The organism is Chloroflexota bacterium, assembly GCA_014360905.1.
Classification (GTDB): Bacteria; Chloroflexota; Anaerolineae; order UBA2200; family UBA2200; genus JACIWX01.
In genome coordinates, this window is the sequence record JACIWW010000023.1 from 25,602 (window position 1) to 50,567 (window position 24,966).

A 24,966-nucleotide genomic window follows, 5' to 3' on the forward strand; every position below is an offset into this window, starting at 1 on the left:
TCCCTCCTTCACTCCTCACTCCACATTGCTCTTGTACAGCGGACGATAGTCGCCAACCCCCACCGCCACGACGAACCGCGCCTTGATGCGCATCTCATCGTTGGTGAACATGCTGCCCACCGTCTCTTGATCCGCTACGAACACTTCCGGCACGTTGCTGAAGCGATAGCCCACGACAATCGCGGGAAACACCCGCGGATCCGCTACAGCCAGCCAATCGTTGGCATCCGTCATCTCCGGGCACACGATCACCCGCGATGAGCCACGCCGCACATTCGCATCGTTGTCCGCAGTCCCTGGCTCGCCTTCGCTTTGCATAATTGTGAGCGCCGTTTTCTCCAACTCGATGGGCACGACCAGGTACGCTGGCCTGATCCCCATGCGTTCCCCACTTGTTGCCTCCGTCTGCTTGTACATCGCTTGGATGACTGCATCCCAAGAGGATGCGCTCAATGCCGAAGTGCCCAGGTTGCCGTAGGTGCTGCAAAACAAGCGGTTGGTCGTCTGTCCGCTCGGCCAATATGGCCCCACGCCTGAGTTCGCCATCCACAGGTTGGCAATCATCCCGCTCAGCGTCCGGTAGCCGGCTATGGCTAACTTGCGCGGGATGGCGCGGAATGCCCGCGTCTCGTCCTTGTCCATCATCTCCAGCGTGACGCCCACATACGCGCCTTTCTTGACGAAGGACACCACTTCTTCCTCGTCGCTCCACGATAACTCTGTGTAGGCGCCGCCTTCCGCAACTGTTGGCAGGTCGGCAAAACCGCCCAGGGTGACCAGCGTCACGTCCTTCATGCTGCCGAAATACTCCTCCGAGACAATGGGCTCCCACCAGCGATCCGCCGTGTTGAAATAGTCCAGGATCACCTTGTTGAAGGCGTTCTTGACCAGGCTGGTCATGGTGCTTGACGTAACGTTAGCCAGCGCGGCGCGCTCCGCATCGAAAACGCCGCGAAAATCATAGTCGCCCGTCACCATCAGATACAGCTCCCTGATGCCCGACACCGGACGTATGCCCTGCAGCGCTTCGCTGGCCGGCTTCAGACCACACAGCCGATCCATCACCGCTTGCAGCCGGTCCATCTCGTTCAAACCAACTTCCAGCGCTGAACCCCGCGTTCGTCCCACTCCGAGCACCTGGGGCCCGGCCTGTGCTACGCTTGCCGCCCACGCCGACTTGGCCGCCTCGATGGCAGAATCAATCGCACCCATCTGTCCAGACTGCCCTGCCAAATGTTGCCGAATCAAGCCCTGCAGTGGAACAGGCAAGCCACTGTTGGATAGCCGCATGTCCAGCACCATGTCCCACATTTGAGCCAGCGCCCCATCCACCCCTCGCTCCAGCGGAGAAGAGTTGTGGGTGAGGGTCTGCACACCATGCTCTACCTTTTCCTCCATCCTTTCATCTCCTATTTGGTTGATACTGCACGTTCCCGTGCGCTGATTCAACGCGCGTATGAATTCACCGCCGCGCGCTGGGTCAAATACTGCATCCACACTGATCATTTTTCCAATAGACACCACCTCCCTTCCCTTTGTTTGCACATCCACCACTGCCGATAAGCCGAGCCGTGGCACTGGACGCCCCGCCGCTCTGTCCGCCAGGTATTGATCTACCATCGCACAGAACCACTCCGCATCTGGTCCGGGGTACACGCGCAGTTCGCCGCATATCCCATTCCATTCATCGGAGTAGGTACAGTGCTCGAGCACTCCCAGCAAGTTGCGCAAGCTCCGCCCGCCTGTCTGCGACCATATCTCCGGTAGTTGCGCATGATCCACGAACACGCTTGCCCCCTCGAAGAGCGGGAGCGCAGCCCGCAGCACCTCCGCGCCATAGTGCAGTCCGTTGCCCTCGCCGGCGGTGATCGCCACCACTTCGTAGCGCCGAAAACCTACCGCGCATCCCACCACATCCCCCTGCAACGTGGCCCTGCTCCGCTCACAGAGCGATTCCTGTGCCTCCTCGCATCCCTTGCGAGAGGAGACCAGCCCTCGACCCGCCAACTCCACCTCTTGCTGCACCATCACCACCGCCTCCTCACTCATCACTTATCACTTATCACTCATCACTCATCACTCATCACTTATCACTTATCACTCATCACTCATCACTCATCACTTATCACTCATCACTCCTCACTCCTCACTACAGGCAACTCAGGATTCGCCTCTACCAATGCGCTCCAATATCCCTTTCACATCCACCAATTCACCCGCAAAGCGGAAAGCCATCTCGATCGCCGTCTCACGGTCAACCCAGCCATGTTGCGCCATGATGTCCAATGCCTGGGCGATCTGCCATGCGCTCTGGGCTAGCATCTGGTTGTCCCGTTTGGTCACGTCCGTGAATTTGACCGTCAGATCCAGGTCTGCCAGCGGGCGCCCACGTCCGCGCGCTTGTGCCCGCCGCACCGCCACTTCCAGCAAGTTCTCCAGCATCCGCCCGAAGGTCAGTTGCCGATGGTAGTAGTGGCGAAAGGTTGGGTCGCCCATCTCGGCAGCAGTCGCGCGAGTGGCTGTTTCACCCTCGGAGAGAAAGTGCAGTGGAACACCCGCGCCTGCCGCCACCATCAAGCGGATCGCCTTGCCGTCTTCTTTGGCATCCCAGGCCTCGATCTTGGGCGTGATTGCTTCCCACTTCTCCGTATCCCCGTGCACGATGATGGAGCCAGGTTCGGGTGGGGTCTTGTATTGAGAGCGCTTCCTGCGCAGCGCATCATCCGAGCCGGGACGGCTGGACACGGTGACATCCCAGAGGAAAGCGGTCTTGTATTTGTTCAGCCGCACGCGATTTTCCAGCCAGTCCTTGTAGCGCTTCAGCCAGGGCAGAAGTGGGGTGAGGTCGCCATCGCCGCGCACACAGCCCACCGCGCGGTTGATGGTATAGTGCAGCATCACCTGTTCTTGCTGCTCCGAGCCGGGCATCGCCGCTGGCCACCAGCGTCCCTCCACGTTGCCAGGCACCAGTTCGTGGTAGCACAGTTCTCGCTCGTAATCGTCATCATCCGTCTCGATGCGGTCAATCCATGCCGCAGGAATGGCGCGCACAAAAGAGGCGCCGCTGACCTGCTCCGTGCGCATGACGATGAAAAGCTCTCCGCTGCGCGTCAGTTCATCGCACCAGTCATAGCAGCGCCGCTCCATATGGTTATTGTGCCAAAACTCGTCTATGAACCTCTGCACCCACTCGTGCTCCGACTTCACGCTGATCCCAGAGCCCACCACGTAATCGGTGGTCAGACACACGATACGCCGCGCCAGCGGATTGATGCGCCACGCCTCCAGCGCTTCGTCCAGCCCTGCCCTCCGCGCCGACCATTCTTCGTCCCGGCTCCTTGCCCCACCGCTGATCTGCGACCAATAGGCGTCATCCACGCACTTGACCGCGTTCTCCACTCGCCGGTCCATGATGTCGCCAAAGAAACGCTCTGCCAATCCCTCTCTGACCCGATCGAATCGTCCCATAGCACCCCTCCGTTTGTTTATCGCATCCCATCCTGTAGGCGAATTTTGCCTTCGCCCTTACGCTAGTCCACCCAAGCGCAGCAGCGTGCCAATCGCCGCCGTGATGATGGCCACGATGATGATCCGCCGTATCCATGCCAGTTCCGCCTTGATATCCTCAATCTCCCCGGCCAGATCGTCCACCATATCCCTGGTCACCACGCCAAACACGCACTTGGGAGACACATCCACGCCATCCACATCCGCTTTGGCACCGGCGTGCAGCGTCCGCCATTTGCGGATTGCTGCGCGCAGTTTCGCCTCTCCATCCCTAGCGTTTTCATCCGCCATCCAATCCCATCTCCTCGCCGATTTCGCGCAAAGCGACGGCAAATGCTTCTGCCAACGAATCCGCTGCCTCGCCGGACAGCACGCGCTGGTTGCGCAGCGCACGCCCAATGGCATCCACTCCCAAACGAATCGCTGCCAGCGCTTTCAGCGGATCCTCTTCGCCCATGCGCTCGATCGCCCGCCGGATCATCACCCTCAGCAGCGCCACTTCCATCTCCAGCGAAGCCTGTGGGGACGCCAGTTGCCGTTTGATCTCGCGCCACTCCTGCTCCGTGAAAATGCCCTCATAGAAGCGAGCCACTTCCTCTGCAACGCCCTCTGTAGTGCCCTCACTAGGCAAGGCTTTCGTACGCTTTTTCCTGCTCATCACCTAACCTCCTTTGCTCCGCATAGGCAACAGTCCACACCACGAGGCGGCGGACTGTTGTCCGCCTGAAGCGAGTGGGATTGCTTTGCCACCTGCGATGCGCACTGACGCACCTGATACAGAACCGTGCCATCTGCTCGCCTCACAACTGTGCGCAGACAAAAAAGCAGGGGCACTATTCAATTGTGCCCCTGCTTGCTCGGTTTCGATACTCTCGCCATTCCTTGGGCAAAGAAGCCATCTCCTATATATTCTAGTGAAAAATTATAGCATAAAATTGTATTTTAGTCAAATTCACAGAAGAGAGAAAAACGAGCAAAATCTATTGACAAATGAACACAATTGTGCTATAATATAAGCGCAAATGAGCAAGAATGGCTTTTCGATTGTGGTGATTTGAGCAAGTCCTGTTGAATCGGTGTGCGCATCCATGTTTAACTCCGAACGCAAACAAGCCATGCTGCTCCTCATTCGTGAACGTGGGCGGGCGACCGTGGCCGAACTGAGCGAACGTTTTGGCGTCAGCGCGGCTACAGTGCGTCGCGATCTGGATGCCCTGGAGGACGAGGGGCTCATCCTCCGCGCCCACGGTGGCGCTTTCGTCGCCGAGCGCGCGCTTCCTGAACCGCCCATCATCCAGAGGATGAAGGAGAACGAGGAGGCGAAGAGGAGGATCGGGAGAGCAGCCGCAGAACTGATACAGGATGGCGAGACCATCTTCCTGGGGTCTGGCACGACGACCTTTGAAGTAGCCCGCAACCTAGCCGGCAAGAAGAACCTGACGGTGATCACCAACGCCCTCAATATCATCAACCTCTTGACAGACCAGCCCGACGTCACGGTCATTGTCACGGGTGGATTGTTGCGCCATTCGGAGTTATCCATCATTGGCCACATCGCAGAGCAGACACTGAAGGAGTTGCGGGCGAACAAAGTGATCATGGGCATGAGGGCTATCAGCATCGAGGATGGCCTGACCAGCGATTATCTGCCCGAGATCATGACGGATAGGGCCATCATCCGCTCTGCCCCTGAAGTGATCTTGGTAGCCGACCATAGCAAATTAGGGAAGGTATCCACTGTTTTGGTGGCCCCTGTTACCGCGGTGCACAAAATCGTGACGGATTCGGCTGCCCCAGCGAATGTCGTAGCGGAGTTAAGGGCATTAGGCATAGAGGTAATCCTAGCGTAGAGCAAATCTGCATGTCTTCGGAGTCAGGATCATCGCAGGTTATAGTTAAGGAGGATATTACTATATGAGAATTGCTACTTTGTGTGGAATGGGCTTTGGCAGCAGCATGATGCTCAAAATGTTCATCGAAGAAATCTTGAAGGACCTGCACATGAAAGCAGAAGTTGTGCCGTGGGATCTGGGTACGTTCAAGGGGCAGCAAGCAGACATCATTGTGGCTCCGGTGGACATGGAGATGCATTTGCGGAGCACGCCGGCCAAGGTAGTGCTCATCAGAAACCTGGTTGATAAGAAAGAGTTGCGCGAAAAGCTGGTACCGATCTTGCAGGGGTGTCAAACTTCGTGAACGGTTTCTTTGCTGGGGGATGAGACGACGGATTAGGTGTGAGAAAGCCTTTGCGCTGGCTCAGGGGCATGTACGCAGTGGAGACGTCATGGGCAGTGATAGATCGAGAGAAAGGAGGTGATGGACAAAGTACAGTTGCTCAGGTGATGAATATTGATTGGGAACCCTTTCTACCTTAAAAAATCAAAAGGAGGAAAATCCAATGTTTCAATTTATCCTACAGTTGATTCAGACACCGGCAGCAATCCTTGGATTGATCGCGTTGGTGGGCTTGCTCATCCAGCGCAAGAGCGCTGGTGAGGTCATCAGCGGCACGCTCAAGACCGTTCTGGGCGTACTTATTCTGAATGTGGGTATCGGTGCTCTGATCAATGCGCTGGTCCCCATTCAGAGCATGTTCACCAAAGCGTTCAAAGTCGAGGGCTTCGTTACCTTTGACGAAGCTTGCCTGGGCGCTGTGCAAGCGGCAAACATCGGCGGAATCGCTGCAGAAATCTCACTTACCATGCTCTTCGGGTACATTGTCCATATCCTCCTAGCTCGCTTCACGCCGTGGAAGTACATCTACCTTACCGGTCACATGTTCTGGATCCACGCCGGCGCTTTCGCTATCCTCTACCACTCCTTCGGTTTGCCCTTCTGGCTGGTCGTGCTCTTGGCCTCCATCACCGATGGCTTGTACATGACGCTGGCTCCGGCCTTGGCCCAGCCCTTCATGCGCAGGATCACAGGCTCGGATGAGATCGCCTTTGGTCATGGTCAGACGCTGTTGAATGTGACTGGTGGTTGGTTGGCTAGGTTGGTTGGTAAGCCCGAAGAAAGCGCCGAGGAATTGAAACTGCCTCAAGGGCTGGCCTTCTTCCGCGATATGGCCATCTCCATCTCGCTGATCATGCTGATCATCGTTCTCATCGCAATGTTCATCGCGGGACCAGCCTACGTGACCGAACTCAGTGGGGGCCAGAACTGGATCGTCTTCTCCATTCTGCAGGCCTTGGGCTTCACCGCAGGTGTGCTCGTTTTGATACAGGGTGTGCGTATGCTCATTGCCGAAATCGTTCCTGCTTTCAAGGGCGTTGCGGATGTGGTCGTTCCGGGCGCTAAGCCGGCGCTGGACTGTCCGGTGATTTATCCTTATGCGCCGGTTTCCCTGATGATCGGGCTCATCACGGGGAGCATCGCTCAGGTGGTTGCCATTGCTCTCCTGGCCGCCCTTGGCTGGCCGATCCCCATCCCGAGCATGATCGCTGCGTTCTTCGCCAGTGGCTCGGGGGCTATCTTCGGCAATGCCTATGGTGGCAGACGGGGAGCGATCCTCGGTGGCTTCTGGTGGTGCTTCGCTGCTTGGATCATGATCAGCCTGGGCTACAGACTCCAGATCTTTGGCAACTTGGCAGCCATGGGCGCGGAAAACCTGTTCTTCACTTGCCCAGACGCGATCTTGCCTGCCTTTGGCATCTGGGGTATAGCAAAGCTCCTGGGGCTCGGCTGATAGCCAGGCTGTATGTCCTCGCTACCTAAATCATAAGGATCGAGACGCTTGATTTAGGGCTGAGGGCCAGTCCAAACTGTGCTGGCCCTCAGTCCTTATGCGCTCGTTTTCTCGGGCTCATGGTGGCTCTACCAGATTTGCTGAATGCAAAAAGCAATCCAATAATATTTTAAGATTTGACGCATGACCTAATCACTGAATAGAATGACGGATAGAAATGCTTTCGAACTCTATCTGGATGAGATCCAGAGCACGCTGAACGATATTCGCGAGAAGCAAAAGACAAATATCCTCGAAGCAGCGGAGATCATTGCTCAATCGGTCGCTCAGGGTGGCATTCTCCATGTTTTCGGTGCTTCTCACTCCCAATTGTTGGCGCAAGAGATCTTCTACCGAGCGGGATGTTTGGCGCCCACGAATGTGATGGTCGAACCAACGTTGGGATTGCGCAAGGCAAGCGAGAACTGCTACTGGTACGAGCGTCAAGAGGCTTATGGCAAGGTTGTCTTTGACGCTTATCGCATTGAACCCGGCGATGTCCTCCTCGTTATCTCCACTTCGGGGCGTAACGAGGTGCCGGTGGAGGTGGCCTTGCAGGCGAAGAAACGAGGCTTGAAAGTCATCGCTCTTTTATCTCAACCCTATTGCGCCAGCGTCGAGCCCCGACATTCCAGTGGCAAGAAGCTCCCCGACATAGCCGACGTGGTTCTGGATAACCGAGCGGTGTTTGGAGATGCCGCCATCGAACTCGAGGGCGTCTCTCATAAGGTGGGTCCCACGTCAGGGGTCATTGGCACAGCTATCCTTCAAGCACTGATCGTCCAAGTTACTCAAATGTTAGCAGAAAAAGGCGTGGAGCCGCCTATTTGGGTTTCTGTGAACGTTCCCGGCGGCGCTGAGATTAATGTCAAGTATCTGGAGAAGTACAAAGGTAGGATCAAACATCTGTAAAAATCTTGTTTCAGAAAAGGTGACGAAAAATGCATCGGCTTATCATTCTCAATGGACGGGTGATCACTCCATGGCAAGTGTTAGAGAAGGCCACAGTGGTCGTCGAAGAGGGTAAGATCGTCGAAGTGCGAGAGGGGTACGAGCTCTCGGACCAGAAGGACACCATTATTGATGCCACGGGCAAAATAGTGAGTCCTGGCTACATAGATATTCACGTTCATGGCGCAGCCAGCTATGACACTATGGATGCCAGTCCGCAGGCCATCCAAGGGATGGCGCGTTTTTTCGCCGCTCATGGCGTGACTGGCTTTCTGCCTACAACGACCACGGCACCTCAAGAAGCCATCTTGGCTGCTATTGCGAATGCCTCTCTGTGTCAAAGGGAAGGAACAGGCGGCGCGCGTGTACTAGGAGTGCACTTGGAGGGGCCTTATATTAGTCCCAACCAGCCTGGGGCTCAGCACCCACAATATATTCGACCTGCGCACCCCGAGGAATACCAGCAGTTCTTTTCCTGGGATAACATCAAATTGATCACCCTGGCTCCAGAGATCCCCGAGAACATGGCTTTTATCCCTTATGCCATGAGCCGAGGAGCGGCCGTAGCTGTTGGCCACTCGGCAGCCAGTTATGAGGATATTGTGACCGCGGTAGCAGAGGGGCTCAGCCAAAGCACCCATACCTTCAACGGCATGGTGGGGCTCCACCATCGCCAGCCAGGGACGGCAGGAGCGGTCTTGGCTCTCGATGACATCTATGCCCAGGTGATCGTGGACAACGTGCACATTCACCCGGCTGTGGTCAAGATCCTCGTACGGGCCAAAGGGACGGCGCGCACAGTGCTGATTACGGACGCCATGCGCGCCACAGGTATGCCTGATGGTGAATATGAACTTGGCGGACGGAAGGTGACGGTCTCTCGCGGCGAGGCGCGGCTGCCCTCAGGAACGCTGGCGGGCAGCACCTTGACCATGGATCGGGCTGTGCGCAGTGCCATGGCGGATACAGGTCTCGCCTTTGAGCAGGTGTTACCTATGGCTACCAGTGTGCCTGCCGAGTCCATCGGTCTGGCTGACCAGGTGGGTTCTATCGCACCCGGTAAAACCGCGGACATGATCCTGCTAACCCCCGATTATCGGGTAGCTGCAACCATTGTACAGGGTCAAGTAGTGTATCAGAAGAATAATTAGTTAAGGAGGACAGAGATGCTAGCACGTGATTACCTGGACAAAGTAATTGACATGATGAAGCAGCTCCGGGATACGCAGCTGCAGGCTATTGACCAGGCCGGAGAGATGATTGCTCAAGCAATCGTGGATGGACATTCGCTGTTTGCTTTTGGCTGCAGCCATTCTGCGGTGCCTGTGGAGGATATTTTCTACCGCGCAGGTGGCCTTATGCTCGTCAATCCTATCTTTGGACCGGGCTTGACACTGGACATCCATCCACCGACGATTACCAGCCAGGTCGAACAACTCCCTGGCTACGCCAAGATCTTGCTCAACCGCTTGCCCACGGCTCCCGGGGATGTGCTCATCCTAGTTTCCGTCTCAGGACGCAACCACGTGCCAATCGAGATGGCTATGGCAGCAAAAGAAAAGGGCATGAAGGTGATCGGCATCACTTCCATGCAATATACGAATGCCGTGACCTCGCGCCACCCCAGTGGAAAAAAGATGTACGAGTTCGCGGATTTGGTGATTGACAACCTCTCGGCACCAGGCGATGCGGTGCTGGAAGTAGAAGGAGCGCCCCAGAAGATCTGCCCTACCTCTGGTGCAATTGGTTGTGCCCTCCTGCACGCTGTCATCGCCGCTACAGTGGAGAAGCTGTTGGCCAAGGGTTTCACGCCACCTATCTATCTGGCCGCTAACGTGGATGGAGGAGCGGAATACAACCGCAAGATGATGGCGCAGTACAAGGAGCGCATGTACTACTTGTGAGATGCGCACATCCTTGGTTATAATCTTCACAGCCAAAGGGGAGGGACACATGCTATGACCGAACGAGGGATGCACACGCTCAAGGAGATTCGCGGGCAGGCCAAAGCCTGGGCGCAAGCACTGCACGAAGCCCAGTCCGCCTTGCCCAGAATTCGGAAGTTGTGGTCTCAGCAGGATGTGGCTGAGGTGCTATTTTGTGGCTGTGGCTCAACGCACTACCTATCTCTCGCCGCAGCAGCCGCATTCCAAGCCGAGACAGGCATCCGAGCGCGTGCCTTGCCTTCGTCGGAGGTCTTCCTGTTCCCAGACATCGCCATACCTCCTGGGAAGAGCCTGCTGGTCACCATTTCTCGCTCCGGCGAGACCACCGAGACGGTGCGGGCAGCCAAAGCCTTTGCCGAGCGCAAGGGCAAGGACAGCGTGCTCGTCATCACCTGCTACGGCCAAAGCACCCTCGCCGGTCTGACGGCAGCGCCGCTTATCGCGAGCGCGGCTCAAGAGCAAAGCTATGCCCAGACAGCCTCTTTTTCCTCCATGCTGGTGCTGGCTCTCAGTTTAATCGGGGAGGTGGCAGGGCGGCCGGCTCTGGCCCAGGCTCTGCACACGCTCCCCGAGCGCGGTGAACTGCTCGTCAGTGAGCGGATCGAGGAGGCGATGCGCCGGCTGGGTGCGGATGAGCGCTACCAACGTTTTTTCTTCCTCGGTTCAGGCCCCAATTATGGACTGGCCTGCGAGGGCATGCTGAAACTGAAGGAGATGTCGGTTTCTCCCTCCGAAGCCTACCACTTCTTGGAATTTCGCCATGGGCCGCGTTCCATGGTGAATGACCGTTCCCTTGTGATCGGGCTGCTCTCCGATCGCGCGACGCAGGAGGAAGTGTCCATGCTGGCCGAAATACAGAAACTTGGTGCACATATCATGGTCATCGGCGAGAGTCCATCCCAACTTGGCACGCTGAAGCCCGAGTACGCTGTCTGGGTGGAGTCGGGATTGCCGGAGACTCTGCGCGGCCCTCTCTACTTGCCGCCCATGCAATACCTGGCCTACTATCACGCCATGCACAAGGGGCTGAACCCCGATCGCCCCACCAATGTCGAGGCTGTGATTTACATATAAACACGTACAATCTAACCCCGCTGCACTTGTACATAACATAACTGAAATAACAAGGAGCCGATGTGATTGACTTTCATACCCACCCGATGCTCGTGCGCGAGATGATCGCCAAGTACCCTGAGCTGGAGACTGCGGCGCGAAAAGTGTTCTTCATCCAGAACATCCTGCAGCCTTTGGAGACCTTTTTCCTGGAACTGGATATCTCTGGCTTGGAACGGGCTGTGCTTCTGCCCATTGACGCCACTTCGACTCGGGGCTGTTGTTTGTACACCAACGAGCAGATCGCCGAACTTTGTGCGCTGAGCGATCGTTTCGTGGGTTTTGCCAGCGTAGACCCGCATGACTCCGCTGCCCCGGAGAAGTTGCGCCGCGCTGTCGAGCAACTAGGGCTACGCGGCTTGAAACTTGCCCCACCCATGCAGGAATTCTACCCCGATGACCGCACGCTTGCCTATCCACTCTACGAGGTGGCGCAGGAACTACGCATACCCGTGGTGCTCCATGCAGGTATGTCGTGGGAGCCAGGCAGCAGGGCGAAATATGGCCATCCCATGCATCTGGAGGACGTGGCGGCTGACTTTCCGCAACTCAACATCGTCATCGCCCATTTCGCCTGGCCGTGGGTGCTGGAAGCAGTGATGCTGGCGCTGAAGTATCCCAACGTGTACATTGACACGTCCTGCCTCTATTTCGACAACCCGACCGATTTCATGCGCTTTGTCATCGGTGGGCAGGTACCGGTAAGCCTCATCGAAAAGAGCCTACGCAACCAGATCGTGTTCGGCTCCAACTATCCGCGGGTGGAGATCAAGAACATGGCACGGGCAGTGCGCAGCGTGGGACTGAGCGAGGGGTGCCTGGACTTGATCTTCCGCGACAACGCACGCCATTTGCTGGGAGAGGTATAGCATGAAAATCGTGTTGGAGAAAATCGAACTGCAGACGCGGCGCGACAAGGAACTGATTGACATCACCCCGCAGGTGGAGCGCATCGTGAGGGAGAGTGGTGTCCGCGAGGGCGTGGTGAATGTGCTGACCATGCACACATCGTCTGGGCTGCTCGTGACCGAGGGGCTGCCGTGTCTGGAACGTGACATCATCAAGCACCTCGAGACACTGGCTCCAGACGAGGGTGACTACTACCATAACCGTTACCTGGACATTGACGGACGACTAGGCTTTAACGCCGGAGCGCATCTGAAAAGCGTGCTGGGCGGTATCCAAGTCTTCTTTCCCATCCACGAAGGCGCTATGGTCAAAGGTTCGCGTCAGCGCATCTACTTTGCCGAGTACGATGGACCCCTGTGCCGCACGTATTGTGTGCAAGTGCTGGGCGAGTAAGGACTGTCCGTACTGCTTCCTCTCTCGCTATGTCCAGTGTCGCTGCCCAGCCCTCGAGCTAGTGCGGGCGACGCCTGGCTTTGCTGCCACTGCCGGGAACTGCGGCTAGCCCTCGCCGCGCAAGGGTACCAGGCACATGAAGCGCAGCGTCTCCTGGCTGGTGTTTTTGATGCTGTGCATTTCGTTGGGGGCGATCAGAATGGCATCGCCTGGCCCAATGGGCGTCTCGCCATCGCTGGATACGGCCAGCCCGCTGCCTGCCAGCACAAAGACCTCATGCTCCCAATCGTGCTGATGCCAAGGCGAGGCTGTGCCTGGGGGCAGGTCGAAGATGCGCATGACAAACCCGGGCGCGCCTTGCTCAGGTCCGATGACAACCCGCTTCTGGATATTGCCTTCATAGGATATGGCGGGCACGTCCTGGTAATTTCGAATCAACATGTACTGCTTCTCCTTTCGCGGTCGTGGTCAGCAAATCCCTCGCACCCAGGCGGCATGCATCATGAAAGTTATCCGGGTGCGATTGTTGGAGGCTGTTTCTCCCATTCGCTCCGCTCCAGCACCATCTCGTAGAAAAGGAGCTGCATGCGCCCCAGGTGATGTCGAAAATAAGGGCGCAAGTTGCGGTACTGCTCTTGCTCCAGAAAGCGCAGGTCAATGCCTTCGGGGATATTGCGGTAGTTGGATCCGATGCGCTGGAAACCGAGCTTCTCGTAGACATGCAGCGCGCGCCGATTGGCTGCCGCCACATCCAAATACATGCGACGAAAGCCCATTTCATGGAAGTAGTGGGGCAGGAAGAGGCGCAGTGTTTCTGTGCCATAGCCCTGCTCCACGAAATCAGCGCCGAGAGTGATGCCCAGCCGTGCCGAGATGCGCCGCACGATCTCGCGCAGGCTCAACGTACCAATGACCTGTCCGTCTGATTTGCGCTGGATGACCATCCACATGCGCGTGGGGTCGTTGTCCTTTATCATGAACCACAGTTCTCGGCTCAGGGGGGTGCTGCGCGGGATGTTCCACAAGCGGTAGAGAGGGTCGGTGAAAGGTCGCCAGGATTCTATTTGTTCGAGATCGGTGTGGTGTAAATCGCGGACGATCAGACGCGAGCTTTCCAGGTACATCCGGTCTATTTCGCTAACATTCATTCCCCAGTTCTGTTTGCCTCGATCTTTGCAAAGTCGTCGGAATAGTCGAAGAAACGCAGCAGTTTGTGCTCTTGAGTATAGTAGGCAATCTGCTGGGGTAGATTTTCCTCCTCGGGGAGGATGGCCAACGCGCGCAAGATAGAAGTCGCAGCGGCTTCTGCGGAGCGCTTGCGTAGCCGCTTCCAAGGCAGCACACAATCGCCGGTGCAATGCACGCCGATGATGTCGGTGACCAGCTCTTCTTCCAGCGACCAGTTCAGCGATAGGACAAAGGACAGCATCCGCCCAGGGATGTGTTCAAAGATCACCTCGCACAGCGTCGGCTGCTTGCCCAGGGCCAGCACGGTCAGGACGAAATCGTCTTCGCGCAGTTCCTCCACGCCGAGCAAGGGCACTTGGAGCAATTGCGACAGGGCGATGGCCAGAGGCTGCGAGTCCTCATCCATGCTGACCACAGCAGTGAAGTGCCATTCGTAGGCACGGATCAAATGGAGCAAGCGGCGTGTGGTCAGCGCCACATCGCGGTAGGTGAAGGTGTATTGGTCGTAGATGGGGATGTCCAGGCCGTTGTCGCGTCCGGACCCCAAACAGATCACGCCAGAGTCCCGATACAATCGGTCTTTCAGTCCCAGTTCTTCCTGTCCTGCGAACTCCATGTGCCGCCGTATGAGCAGCAGCGCCTCGCGCAATTGAGATGTGTCTGCGTTGGGCGGCGCGCTGTGCCAGGCCTCGATCAACAACCGCTCTGCCGTATCGTAATCCTTTTTCCCCATATAACAATCTGCCTGGGCAAACTTGAGCTCCCAGTCCTCGGGGTATTCTTCCGTGAGCGTCTGGAAATGGGCAAGGGCTTCGTCGAACTGCCCCAAAGCGCACAGGGCATAGCCTAACTCGTAAAGCGCTGAAGGGTCGTTGGGCTCCAGGGCAAGGCACTGGCGGAATGCCTCCGCCGCCTCTTTGTATTGTTCCAGTTCGGTGAGCACACGACCCAGGTTGAAGTAGTTCTCGTAATCGCTGCTGAGCAGGACCGCGCTGCGGAATTCGTCCGCTGCTTTGGTCAGCAACCCCTTGCGTCGGTAGTGATGACCAAGCGCAGTGTGCGCTGCAGCAATGCGTGGATCGGCTTCGACCGCTTGCTTGAACTCGAGCATGGCCTCATCCAGCAGACCCAGGTTCTCCAGTTGCTGTCCCTTCTCGATATGCTGATAGGCTTGGATGTGGTTGAATTCGCTTGGCATAGAACATCCTCACGCCAGGCTATGCGTCTGGCTTCTTTCTAGTGTCAATGCTATTATAGCGTATTCCTGACAGTAGTCAAGACGGCGTTTGACAGGAGCATAGCCAGGGCATGAATTCCCCAGCTGAATGTGAGAAGCCCCTGAAAGGGGCTGGTTCGTAGTGCGCACTTCAGTGCGCCTGGAGCATGGCCGGGGCGTGAATACCCCAGCTGAATGTGAGAAGCCCTTGAAAGGGGCTGGTTCGTAGTGCGCACTTCAGTGCGCCTGGAGCATGGCCGGGGCGTAAATAGGGATTTCAATCCCTGGCGCCAATGAGCTGGCCGCCTTCTTCTAGTAAAAGTACTCCACCGGCCAGCCGCGCTGACGGGCTGCTACCTTCAGGCGGGCATCAGGGTTCACCGCCACGGGATGCCCTACCTGCTCCAGCAAGGGCAGGTCGGAATAGCTATCGGTGTAGAAATACGCCTGTGCCAAATCGGCGCCGTGCTTGCTGGCATATTCCCGCGCATAGTGGAGCTTGCCTGGGCCGTAGCAGGGTGGCGGGATGATCTTGCCTGTGAAGTGCCCATCCACCACTTCCACCCGCGTGCACAGATACTCCTCCACGCCCAAGTAGCGTGCCAGCGGCGCCACGACATAAGGCGTCGAAGCGGAGATAATGGTCACCAAATGCCCCTGCGCGCGGTGCTCGTCCATGCGTTGCACCGCTTTTTGCGCGACATAATGTACGGCCATCTCGTCGAACCAGCGCTGGCAGAAAGCGATGGTCTCTGCTTCGCTGCTGCTGGAAAGTCCAGAGGCCAGCTTGGCTGCTACTGCGGGGTAATTGAAAAAGCCCAGTTTGTATAGCAAAGCATACCAATACGACCGCGCCATAGCTCGTCGGCTAACCTCTCCGCGGTGCCACAGATAGCGCATGTACAGCATGCCGGAGCTATCGCTCAGAACGGTGCGGTCCATATCGAAGTAAGCGATGATGTTAGTCATGGCGCGATTGTAGCACAGATGAGGTGGGGAAGCAAATATTCGAGGCCCCGCAGAGCACGCACTGTAGGGGTGCAATTCAATTGCGCACCTACAGCGCATGGGCAACATCCCACGCAAAAAGCCCCTCTCCTACGCTGTAGGAGAGGGGGCCGGGGTGAGGCAATCCGAGCGCTGAAGCGCTCACTACAAACCCACGCCAGGAGACGGCGGACTGTTGTCCGCCTGGATCAAGAAAGGTGAGGCAGGTTCGTAGTGCGCTTCAGTGCGCTATGACTGCACCAGTTTTTTGCACAACGCTCTTTGACCAACTTCCGTTCGTGTGCTATACTCGCTCTTGCGAACATTCCTGGCACAGGGAGGCGTAGGCAATGAAAATCGTCGTTCTGGGTGGCTATGGGGATATGGGTCAGGGTGTGGTGCAGGACCTCATCGCGCACACGCCTGCGGAAGTGGTCATCGCCGACTACCGCGTGGAGGGCGCGAAGGCATTCGCGGCGCAATTGGGCGAAAGGGCGAGTGCGGTTTTCGTGGATGCCAACGATCCCGCCTCACTGGATGCCGTGCTGCGCGGTGCGGATGCCGCGGTAGGCGCCATCGGACCGTTCTACCGCTATGCGGCCAAGATGGCGAGCGCGGCGGTCAAAGCCGGGGTCAACTATGTGGACATCTGCGATGACTATGGCCCCATTCAGGAGGTCTTTGCCCTGGATGAGGCGGCCAAGGCTGCCGGCGTGACGCTCATCACCGGCCTGGGCTGGACGCCGGGCATCACCAATTTGATGTGTCGCCTAGGCGCTTCACGCCTGGACTCGGTGGATGAAATCAAGATCGCCTGGGCTGGCGGGGCAGAGGATTCGCAGGGGCTAGCGGTGGTGATGCATGTGTTCTACGCCGTCACCGGCAAAGTGCCCACTTACCGCGATGGGCAATGGGTTGAGGTCGAGGCGGGCAGCGAAAAAGAGCCTGCAGATTTCGGCGGGGTGCTGGGCACCGTGAAGGTGTTCCACTGTGGACACCCCGAGCCAATGACCGTGCCGCGCTACATCAAGGTACGCACCGTCAGCCTGAAGGGTGCATTGACCCCTGAATGGAACAATGCACTGGCCGATGTCTTTGTCAAACTGGGGCTCACCGCCACGCCCAAGCGCATCGAAACTCTCTCCAAGATCATCCACAAAGTAGAGCATATTCTAGGCAAGGGCGGTGTGCCATTTTCTGGAGCGCGTGTGGATGTCATCGGACAGAAGGATGGCGAGCCATGCACCTACACCTATCGCACGGTGGATAAAATGAAGCGCCTCACGGGCATCCCGGCGGCGATTGGGGCGTGGATGCTGGCGCAGGGGCAGGTGCTGCACAAGGGTGTCTACGCTCCAGAGGGCTGCCTGGAGCCAGAGCCCTTCTTCGCCGAATTAGCCAAGCGTGGCATCACGATCGAAGAGATAGTGAGTGCTGGATAATCACGAGATCGCTTCGGGCGCAGGGCGCCCTCGCAATGACACCCTTCCCTGCTCCAGGCGGACAACAGCCCGCCGTCTCCTGGCGTGGGTTTGTAGTGAGCGCTTCAGCGCTCATTGATGCCAGGGATTGAAATCCCTGGCTAAAAAGGAAAAGCCCCTTTCAGGGGCTTTTCACATTCAGCCGGGGAATTCATTCCCCGGCCATGCTCCAGGCACACTGAAGTGCGCACTACGAACCTGCGGACAACAGTCCGCCGCCATCCCTGGTGCGGGTTTGTAGTGAGCGCTTCAGCGCTCATACGCGCCAGGGATTGAAATCCCTGGCTAAAAAGGAAAAGCCCCTTTCAGGGGCTTTTCACATTCAGCCGGGGAATTCACGCCCCGGCCATGCTCCAGGCGCACTGAAGTGCGCACTACGAACCAGCCCCTTTCAGGGGCTTTTCACATTCAGCCGGGGAATTCATTCCCCGGCCATGCTCCAGGCGCACTGAAGTGCGCACTACGAACCAGCCCCTTTCAGGGGATTTTCACATTCAGCTGGGGAATCCATTCCCCAGCCACGCTCCAGGCGCACTGAAGTGCGCACTACGAACCTGCTCCAGGCGCACTGAAGTGCGCACTACGAACCAGCCCCTTTCAGGGGCTTTTCACATTCAGCCGGGGAATTCATTCCCCGGCCACGCTCATTACCCAGCTTGTTGCCGCTGACGGTACGCCCGAATGTAGCGCATGGCGTATTCGTCGCGTCCCAGGAGCAGATCCGTCGCCAGGACAGCCGGCCTCACTTTGGCGACGTCCACAGTGGGGCAAGTGACGCCTGCCGCAATGGCCATGGCCAGGAAGGCACTGTTCAGGATGTCGCGGTCGGGCAGACCGAAGGAGATGTTGCTCGCGCCCAGGGTCTGATTCACACCCAGTTCCGCCTTGACGCGGCGCACCGCCTCCAGCGTCACCAGCGCTACCCGGTTGTCAGTTGCTACGGTGAGCGCCAGGCAGTCGATGATCACGTCCTCGCGTGGGATGCCCAGCGCTTCAGCACGCGCGACGATCTTGTGCGCGATGGACACACGGCGGTCGGCATCCTTGGGGATGCCCTCGTCATCCATGGTCAGACCAATGACGGCTGCTCCGTATTCTTTGACCAGGGGCAGCACTTCCCGCAGGGATTGCTCCTGGCCACTGACGGAGTTGATGATCGGCTTGCCGCGGTACACCTCAAGCGCGGCAGCCAGGGCGCGGGGGTTGTCGCTGTCCAGGCAAAGCGGCACATCCACGACCTCCATGACCGCTTGCACTGCCTGGGGCAGCAAAGCGACCTCGTCCAAGCCAGCGACGCCTACGTTGACATCCAGGATGTCAGCGCCAGCTTGCACTTGGGCGATGGCTTCGCGGCGCACCGGTTCTAGATCGCCAGCCTGCAAAGCAGCAGCAAGTTTTTTCTTCCCCGTGGGATTGATGCGTTCGCCAATGAGCACGGTCGGCCCATCGGTGCTGATGACCACCTCTTTCACTGCACTCGCTACCCTTGTCTTCATCTCCTCCCTTTCTTTCGGTTTTACTGTAGAGAGCGCGGAGGTTTCTAATTGATCTCGGCGTTCTCTGCGAGCTCTGCGGTGAGCATTTTTAATCCCTTCGCGGTTAGGTTCCCAGATACATAGAGGCGGCGAAGAGGCGCTGGAAGTTGGGCACGGTGGCCAGTTCGATGTAGCGCACACGGCGCGCAATCTCCTGAGCTGCGCGGCGCTTGCTCTCCGAGATAAGCGCCAGCCGCGCCCCTGTCCCAGCAGCATTGCCCACCTGTACGAAGCGCTCCAACGGCAGCGCCGGCAACATGCCGATGGCAACGGCACTGGACACGTCGATATAAGAGCCGAAAGCACCGGCAATGACCACCCGCTCGATTTCTTCCGTCCTACGCCCCGCATCCTGCAAGAGCGCCTCGATGCCCGTGCGGATCGCCCCTTTGGCCAATTGCAACTCGCGCACATCGCGCTGGGTAATGGTGATAGCGGGGCTGCCGCCGCGCTCCTCCTCGTTCACCAGCACGAACTCGCGCTCCCCGTTGCGCACGCGCACCCTGGGATGCTCGCCCATCCTCCCCGACCTGTCCACCACGCCATGGAGATAGAGTTGCGCCAACGCATCGAGAATGCCCGAGCCACAGATGCCCACCGGCGGCGCCCCGTCAATGGTCTGGTATTCGACCCAATCGTCCACCAGGCGCAAGCGCTCAATCGCCCCCGCCGCGGCGCGCATGCCATGCGTGATGTGCGCCCCCTCGAAGGCTGGACCAGAGGCGCAGGAAACGCTGGTCATCTGCCCATTGCTGGTCAGGCACACTTCGGTGTTGGTGCCAATGTCCAACGCCAGCACCAGCCCGTCCAGGCGCGCCATCTCCGTGGCCAGCAGCATTGCCACGTGGTCTGCCCCGACAAAGCCCGCGATATTGGGCAAGAGATGCACATACGCGCCAGGTGCGATGCGCAGGCCCACGTCGCGCGCCTTGATATCCAGCGCACTGCGCACTGCCGGGACGTAGGGAGAAAGCGCCAGTTGGCTGACCGGCAAACGTAGCAGCAAATGGTGCATGGCGGTATTGCCCACCACCACCGCCTCCACAATCTGCTCCGGTTTGACTCCTGCCTCTGCCGACAGTTCCTCAGCCAATTGATTCAGCGCCTCCACTGCCAGGGACTGCATGCGCTGTGCCTCAGCCGGGTCCTTGTGCGTGCGCGAGATGCGCGTGATGACATCTTCCCCATAGGCAATCTGTGGGTTCATCATCCCCCGACTGGACAGCGTGCGCCCCGTCTCCAGATCGAGCAGGTACCCCGCGATCTTGGTCGTGCCCAAGTCCACCGCCAGCCCGAGCAGGTGAGCATCAGGGGACATGGCAGCGATCCACTCCCCACCCCGCACCGCAATCCGCAATGTTTCCACATCGCGCAGGGACGCAAATCCCCGCAATAGCTCGATGTCCACGCTCTGACAGCAGACGTCATGCTGCTCTTGCAGCGCCTGAAGCACGCGCTCGGCATCCGCTTGTGGATCGGCAAGCGAGGGCAACGTCAGGCGCAAGTCATAGCCGCGCACCGGCGGCTCAGGCGCCACCGCCACTTCCTGCCCTTCCACCTGCGTGCGCTGAGGCGTGCTTAGCGACTCGGGCGGCACGCGCACCTTCAGGTCGCTCAGCGCATATACTTGGCAAGCGAGGCGATAGCCTTCCTGCAACTCCCTGGCGCTGAGCGCCTCAACCTCCGCCGCCGTGAGCGGGGAAACTTGTCCAGAAAGTATTTGCACCTTGCAGCGTCCGCAGGTTCCGCTGCCGCCGCACAGGCTGATCAACGCCACGCCCAGTTGCTGAGCGGCGTCCAAGAGCGAGGCATCGGCAGGGCACTCGCCTCGTCTGCCTACCGGTTCGAAATCAATGTAATAGGTCAAATCTGTCATGGTGTCTTAGCGATCCTTGTCATTTTGTTCAAATGCATGCATCGTGCGCAGTCGGTAATGGCCGCACTTGTCCCGACGCTCACAGAAATCGCACTGCGCCAGGTCGTGAGTTGTGGGCAGGTCGCGCCCCAACCCAATGAGCAGCGAAACCGACTTGAGCGGCACCATCAGGAGACTATCGGTCAGGCGCACGCCAATGCGCTGCGCGGGCAATAGGTCGAACACCACCCGTTGATCCTCCAGGGTGCAATCCGCACTGCCAGGGCTGATGGGAAAACTCGCCTTTTGCCCCTGTTGCTTGGCGCGTTCCTGCACCTGTTGCACGACCTCCCGCGCCATATGGCTCACTGCCAGCGACCCTGCGCTATCGTACAAAAAGCCCATCACGCCCTGCCCTGCGGCAAAAGCCCGCGATGCCTCCTCCTCCAGGCGCGACCCAATGGTGCAGATGGCCACGGCAATCTGCTCCGCACGCGCCAACTGTGCGACGACCAGGTGACTGCGCAGGACATGGCCATCCGCCAGAATGAGTCCATCGTCCTGTGCGGCACGTACGGGGAACACATCGTACATCGCGACCGGCTCTGCCAGTTCCTTGGCCTTGTCAATGGCCTGCTGGTAGAGGCGCACCATCTCGGCGGGAGCTGGGCCAACGCCAGGCGCCCGCCCCTGTTGCACCAGCATCTGCTCAACGGTCAAGTTCAAAGAAAAGGAATGAAGTAGTTGCAATGAGCCTCCTGATATATGCCCCACTCCCGACCCCTCTCCTGCAGCGCAGGAGAGGGGCTTCTAGCGTGGGCTGTTGCCCACGCCGAGCAGAGAGGGTGATAGCCATCAACGAATAGGAGAACGAATAGGAGAACGAATAAACGAATGGACTGAGATTCGTTCATTCGTTTTGGCGCAGCCATTCGTTGATGGCAGGTTTGTAGTGAGCGCTTCAGCGCTCATACAGGTTTGTAGTGAGCGCTTCAGCGCTCATACGCAGGTTTGTAGTGCAGGTTTGTAGTGAGCGCTTCAGCGCTCATACGCCGGCCACGCTTCCCCCAACACAAAGTAAGGCAGGCCTAAGGGCCTGCCTTACCCAAACCCTAAGCGCCTAATATACCCCGTAGGTCTTGGTAGTCTGGATCATCTTGTCCACCAGTTCAAAGCGCGAATCCACAGTCAGTTCGGCGCTGATGATCAGCCCGCCACCAGCAGCGCAACTATCAATGATACGCTTGACCTCGCGCTCCACCTCCTCCTCGGTGCCAAATTTGAACAGCGACGGCTTGAGATTGCCGAACAGGCACAAGTGGTCTCCCAGCACTTGCTTCGCTTTGACGATGTCGGTGCGCTCATCCAGATGCAGGAAGCCAGACTTGGGCGGTAGTTCCTTGAGATATTCTAGCATCGGCGTCCAGTTCGTGTCAAAGTGATACTGCAGCCGATAGCCTGCAGCCACCGCCGCATTCGCCGCCCGCAGGATAAAGGGCAGTTGGAACTTTTCGAACATCTTGGGCGACCACAAATCCGCCGAACCCAAGCAGCCCAAGATGAGCGTCTTGGCCTGCACCATCTCCGCCAGGTTCAGCGCCGCGGCAATCAGCCCATCGCAGGTGATGTCCAGCACTTCCAGCATCTTGTCTGGATGGCGGCGCACATCCAACAGGAAATTGGTCGTGCCGCGCAAGCGGGACAGCCAGCCCACCGGTTCGCTCATCGAAGAATCAGTCATGGTGGGCACCTGGTACTGCTCCCACCATTTGCGCGCAATGGCAGCCGTTTGCGGCACCATCGCTCCCACCAGCCCGAGATCTGCGATTCCTGCCCGTCGGAAACTGAAGAAGCGATGGAAGCCCTCCTTGAGGATCAGGTCATAGTCCTTCTCCGTCATGAGCGGGTTATCGCGTGAGCGCTCATTCAGGTTGGGCTCTGTGTCGGGCGGAAACTCGCGTCCGGGGAGATACCACTCCAGATAGTAGGTGGAGAACATATCCGGGATGGGGTTGAGGTACATGGCGAGCAAGAAACCAACCTCGGCCATGTCGAAGCCACCGTGCTTCTTGAAGCCATACTCGAAAGCCTCGTCCGCCTTCCACGGGTCCATCAGCACATCTGCCACGGTCATGCCCGCCAGCCCTGCGTAGTAGAACTCGCCCATTGGGGCAATGCCCACACGGTCTGGCTGTTCCAGGTTGATGTGCTTGTTCACTCGTTCGATTGCAGTCATCTCGGCCATTATTTCACCCCCATGAATGCCTGGATTATTTTCAGGCCTTTGTAGGCGTCATCGCTGGCAGCATCCGCCCCCACCAACTCGCGCCATCGTTCGTCCACCGGCAACCCGCCGATGATCACCTTGACCTTGTCGCGCAGACCTGCTGCCTTGAGCTGCTTGACCGTCTCGGCCATGGGGTCAAGCGACATGGTCATGATGCCCGACATGCCCAGGATGTCTGCGCTATCCTTCTTGATCTGCTCGATGAACTTGGCCGGCGGCACGTCAATGCCCAGGTCGGTAACGGCAAAGCCGGCGTTGCGTGCCAGTGCGACGAAAATGTTCTTGCCGATGTCGTGCAGATCGCCCTGCACGGTACCGATGACCATCTTGCCGCAGACCTTTCTCTCGGGCGCACCCTGCGCGAGCAGCGCTGGCTCCAGCAACTCCATGGACTCTTTGAAGATCTCGGCGCCCATGACCAGTTCGGCCAGGAAGTACTCGCCGGCGGCGTATTTTTCGCCGACGATGTTCATCCCCTTGGTCAGCGCATCCAAGATGTTCCGTGCCTGTTCCCCGTTGTCCAGAAGGCGCTTGACTTCGTCCAGGACAGCCGTTTCCTCCAGATTGACCATCAAATCCGTAAGTGTCTGAGTTTTGCTCATTGTCTTTGCTCCTTGCGTCTCCTTCAGTGTTGTGGAGGTGGACCGCCATGCGGTCCACCGGGAGGGCCACCAGGGGGACCAGGTGGGGCGATGCCCCACGCACCCATCAGCATGAACATGGCTATCTGGGCCTGGGGCGCGGCTTCTCCGAACATCATGCGTGCGATCAACTTGTTCCTCTCTGCTGGTGGAAGTTTGGCAATCGCTTTTCCCTTCTCTTTCTCTTCCTCGAGCATCGTCTTCTCCTCCTAGAATGATTTGATAAGATGGGATTGGTGCAATTCCCATCGCGAAATGCAGGAAAATCCGCCACGCACAAACAGTGGTGTGATAAGGGGTGTTGCTATAATGTTGTCTATAGTGCTATTGCTGGGGGTCGCGCACGGTAGCGAAAAGGCGGTTGAGCAATCGTTGCAGTTCGTTCACCTCCTCCTCGCTTAAACTGCGCAAGGCGTCCTGCAGAGCCGCTGTGCGCACGGTTTCGACCTTCTCGCATAACTCACGCCCCTTGGGAGTCAGCAGCACTAGCCGCTTCCTGGCGTCTTGTTCATCGCCGACCCTTGCTACAAAGCCATCCTGCTCCAAACGCTGCAGCATACGGGTGATAAAACCAGGCTCCAGGAACATGCGCTTGGCGAGAGCATCCTGGGAGATGGCATCGCCTTCGGAGAGACCAACCAACACCTGCAATTGCTGGAACGTGACACCCAGGGGTTGCAGGCGATGAAGGAGATAGTTTCTCATAGCTCTATCCGTACGTCCTAAGAGGAACCCAAGATCATTCTCCAGCAGGATCACGTCTTTACCTCCCCATTGAGTTGTTAATGAGGAAAGCAAGCCACTAGATTGCTATGGCAACCACATTATAGTACGATTTGCGGCATTTGTCAAGTAGGGCACGCCTGCTTCAGGCGGACAACAGTCCGCCGTGTCCTGGCGTGGGTTTGTAGTGAGCGCTTCAGCGCTCGGATTGCCTCACCCCCGGCCTGGCGTGGGTTTGTAGTGAGCGCTTCAGCGCTCGGATTGCCTCACCCCCGGCCTGGCGTGGGTTTGTAGTGAGCGCTTCAGCGCTCGGATTGCCTCACCCCCGGCCTGGCGTGGGTTTGTAGTGAGCGCTTCAGCGCTCGGATTGCCTCACCCCCGGCCTGGCGTGGGTTTGTAGTGAGCGCTTCAGCGCTCGGATTGCCTCACCCCCGGCCTGGCGTGGGTTTGTAGTGAGCGCTTCAGCGCTCGGATTGCCTCACCCCCGGCCTGGCGTGGGTTTGTAGT

The 24,966-nt window shown here is 58.1% G+C and carries 25 protein-coding genes; 10 read left to right on the top strand and 15 right to left on the bottom strand.

Annotation, left to right across the window (positions count from 1 at the left end; translation table 11 throughout):
• Positions 1–15: 15 nt before the first annotated feature.
• The 4 genes from H5T67_09795 to H5T67_09810 all read right to left on the bottom strand — a co-directional run bounded on the left by H5T67_09795 (position 16) and on the right by H5T67_09810 (position 4,165).
• Complete coding sequence (locus H5T67_09795) at positions 16–2,028, bottom strand: Mu-like prophage major head subunit gpT family protein (GenBank protein MBC7245605.1); 2,013 nt, start codon at positions 2,026–2,028, stop codon at positions 16–18.
• Positions 2,029–2,160: 132 nt separating this feature from the next.
• Complete coding sequence (locus H5T67_09800; GenBank protein MBC7245606.1) at positions 2,161–3,468, bottom strand: hypothetical protein; 1,308 nt, start codon at positions 3,466–3,468, stop codon at positions 2,161–2,163.
• A gap of 57 nt (positions 3,469–3,525) precedes the next feature.
• Positions 3,526–3,798, bottom strand: coding sequence for a hypothetical protein (locus H5T67_09805; protein MBC7245607.1), 273 nt, complete (start codon positions 3,796–3,798; stop codon positions 3,526–3,528).
• Positions 3,788–4,165, bottom strand: coding sequence for a hypothetical protein (locus H5T67_09810; protein MBC7245608.1), 378 nt, complete (start codon positions 4,163–4,165; stop codon positions 3,788–3,790). Before H5T67_09810 ends, H5T67_09805 begins: the two co-directional genes overlap by 11 nt.
• A gap of 430 nt (positions 4,166–4,595) precedes the next feature.
• Here H5T67_09810 and H5T67_09815 point away from each other — a divergent pair, with 430 nt between their 5' ends.
• From H5T67_09815 to H5T67_09855, 9 genes are all read left to right on the top strand, one after another.
• Positions 4,596–5,357 carry a DeoR/GlpR transcriptional regulator gene (locus H5T67_09815; protein ID MBC7245609.1) on the top strand — a complete coding sequence of 254 codons (762 nt, stop codon included), beginning with the start codon at positions 4,596–4,598 and terminating at the stop codon, positions 5,355–5,357.
• A 64-nt stretch (positions 5,358–5,421) separates the two neighbouring features.
• On the top strand, positions 5,422–5,703 hold the full coding sequence (locus H5T67_09820) for a PTS sugar transporter subunit IIB (GenBank protein MBC7245610.1): 282 nt from the start codon (positions 5,422–5,424) through the stop codon (positions 5,701–5,703).
• A gap of 202 nt (positions 5,704–5,905) precedes the next feature.
• Positions 5,906–7,195 (top strand): PTS ascorbate transporter subunit IIC, encoded by a 1,290-nt coding sequence (locus tag H5T67_09825; protein ID MBC7245611.1) that lies wholly within the window; start codon positions 5,906–5,908, stop codon positions 7,193–7,195.
• Positions 7,196–7,399: 204 nt separating this feature from the next.
• Complete coding sequence (locus H5T67_09830) at positions 7,400–8,146, top strand: SIS domain-containing protein (protein ID MBC7245612.1); 747 nt, start codon at positions 7,400–7,402, stop codon at positions 8,144–8,146.
• A 29-nt stretch (positions 8,147–8,175) separates the two neighbouring features.
• Entirely contained in the window at positions 8,176–9,336 is a 1,161-nt protein-coding gene (gene nagA, locus H5T67_09835) for an N-acetylglucosamine-6-phosphate deacetylase (protein ID MBC7245613.1), read from the top strand.
• Positions 9,337–9,351: 15 nt separating this feature from the next.
• Positions 9,352–10,089 (top strand): SIS domain-containing protein, encoded by a 738-nt coding sequence (locus tag H5T67_09840; GenBank protein ID MBC7245614.1) that lies wholly within the window; start codon positions 9,352–9,354, stop codon positions 10,087–10,089.
• A gap of 54 nt (positions 10,090–10,143) precedes the next feature.
• Complete coding sequence (locus tag H5T67_09845; protein ID MBC7245615.1) at positions 10,144–11,205, top strand: SIS domain-containing protein; 1,062 nt, start codon at positions 10,144–10,146, stop codon at positions 11,203–11,205.
• A gap of 62 nt (positions 11,206–11,267) precedes the next feature.
• Positions 11,268–12,113: an amidohydrolase gene (locus H5T67_09850; GenBank protein MBC7245616.1), complete on the top strand. Its 846-nt coding sequence runs from the start codon at positions 11,268–11,270 to the stop codon at positions 12,111–12,113.
• Between the two features lies 1 nt (position 12,114).
• On the top strand, positions 12,115–12,546 hold the full coding sequence (locus H5T67_09855) for a YjbQ family protein (GenBank protein ID MBC7245617.1): 432 nt from the start codon (positions 12,115–12,117) through the stop codon (positions 12,544–12,546).
• Positions 12,547–12,651: 105 nt separating this feature from the next.
• Here H5T67_09855 and H5T67_09860 read toward each other — a convergent pair whose 3' ends face one another.
• The 4 genes from H5T67_09860 to H5T67_09875 form a co-directional block, all read right to left on the bottom strand.
• Positions 12,652–12,987 carry a cupin domain-containing protein gene (locus H5T67_09860; GenBank protein MBC7245618.1) on the bottom strand — a complete coding sequence of 112 codons (336 nt, stop codon included), beginning with the start codon at positions 12,985–12,987 and terminating at the stop codon, positions 12,652–12,654.
• Between the two features lie 68 nt (positions 12,988–13,055).
• On the bottom strand, positions 13,056–13,694 hold the full coding sequence (locus tag H5T67_09865) for a GNAT family N-acetyltransferase (protein ID MBC7245619.1): 639 nt from the start codon (positions 13,692–13,694) through the stop codon (positions 13,056–13,058).
• Positions 13,691–14,932 carry a tetratricopeptide repeat protein gene (locus tag H5T67_09870; GenBank protein MBC7245620.1) on the bottom strand — a complete coding sequence of 414 codons (1,242 nt, stop codon included), beginning with the start codon at positions 14,930–14,932 and terminating at the stop codon, positions 13,691–13,693. The genes H5T67_09865 and H5T67_09870 overlap by 4 nt, the downstream gene beginning before the upstream one ends.
• A 330-nt stretch (positions 14,933–15,262) precedes the next feature.
• Complete coding sequence (locus H5T67_09875; protein ID MBC7245621.1) at positions 15,263–15,919, bottom strand: HAD family hydrolase; 657 nt, start codon at positions 15,917–15,919, stop codon at positions 15,263–15,265.
• Positions 15,920–16,287: 368 nt separating this feature from the next.
• Here H5T67_09875 and H5T67_09880 point away from each other — a divergent pair, with 368 nt between their 5' ends.
• Positions 16,288–17,379, top strand: a complete 1,092-nt coding sequence (locus H5T67_09880; protein MBC7245622.1) for a saccharopine dehydrogenase NADP-binding domain-containing protein — start codon at positions 16,288–16,290, stop codon at positions 17,377–17,379.
• Between the two features lie 686 nt (positions 17,380–18,065).
• Here the strand turns inward: H5T67_09880 and H5T67_09885 are convergent.
• From H5T67_09885 to H5T67_09915, 7 genes are all read right to left on the bottom strand, one after another.
• Entirely contained in the window at positions 18,066–18,914 is an 849-nt protein-coding gene (locus H5T67_09885) for a dihydropteroate synthase (protein ID MBC7245623.1), read from the bottom strand.
• A gap of 103 nt (positions 18,915–19,017) precedes the next feature.
• The gene (locus H5T67_09890) at positions 19,018–20,829 is read right to left on the bottom strand and encodes a DUF4445 domain-containing protein (GenBank protein MBC7245624.1); all 1,812 of its coding nucleotides are present in this window, start codon (positions 20,827–20,829) and stop codon (positions 19,018–19,020) included.
• Between the two features lie 6 nt (positions 20,830–20,835).
• Positions 20,836–21,558, bottom strand: a complete 723-nt coding sequence (locus H5T67_09895; GenBank protein ID MBC7245625.1) for a hypothetical protein — start codon at positions 21,556–21,558, stop codon at positions 20,836–20,838.
• Between the two features lie 370 nt (positions 21,559–21,928).
• Positions 21,929–23,053, bottom strand: a complete 1,125-nt coding sequence (locus tag H5T67_09900) for a hypothetical protein (GenBank protein ID MBC7245626.1) — start codon at positions 23,051–23,053, stop codon at positions 21,929–21,931.
• Positions 23,053–23,697 (bottom strand): cobalamin B12-binding domain-containing protein, encoded by a 645-nt coding sequence (locus tag H5T67_09905; protein MBC7245627.1) that lies wholly within the window; start codon positions 23,695–23,697, stop codon positions 23,053–23,055. The genes H5T67_09900 and H5T67_09905 overlap by 1 nt, the downstream gene beginning before the upstream one ends.
• A 23-nt stretch (positions 23,698–23,720) precedes the next feature.
• Positions 23,721–23,933 (bottom strand): hypothetical protein, encoded by a 213-nt coding sequence (locus tag H5T67_09910; GenBank protein ID MBC7245628.1) that lies wholly within the window; start codon positions 23,931–23,933, stop codon positions 23,721–23,723.
• Positions 23,934–24,060: 127 nt separating this feature from the next.
• Positions 24,061–24,495: a MarR family transcriptional regulator gene (locus tag H5T67_09915; GenBank protein MBC7245629.1), complete on the bottom strand. Its 435-nt coding sequence runs from the start codon at positions 24,493–24,495 to the stop codon at positions 24,061–24,063.
• Between the last annotated feature and the right edge of the window lie 471 nt (positions 24,496–24,966).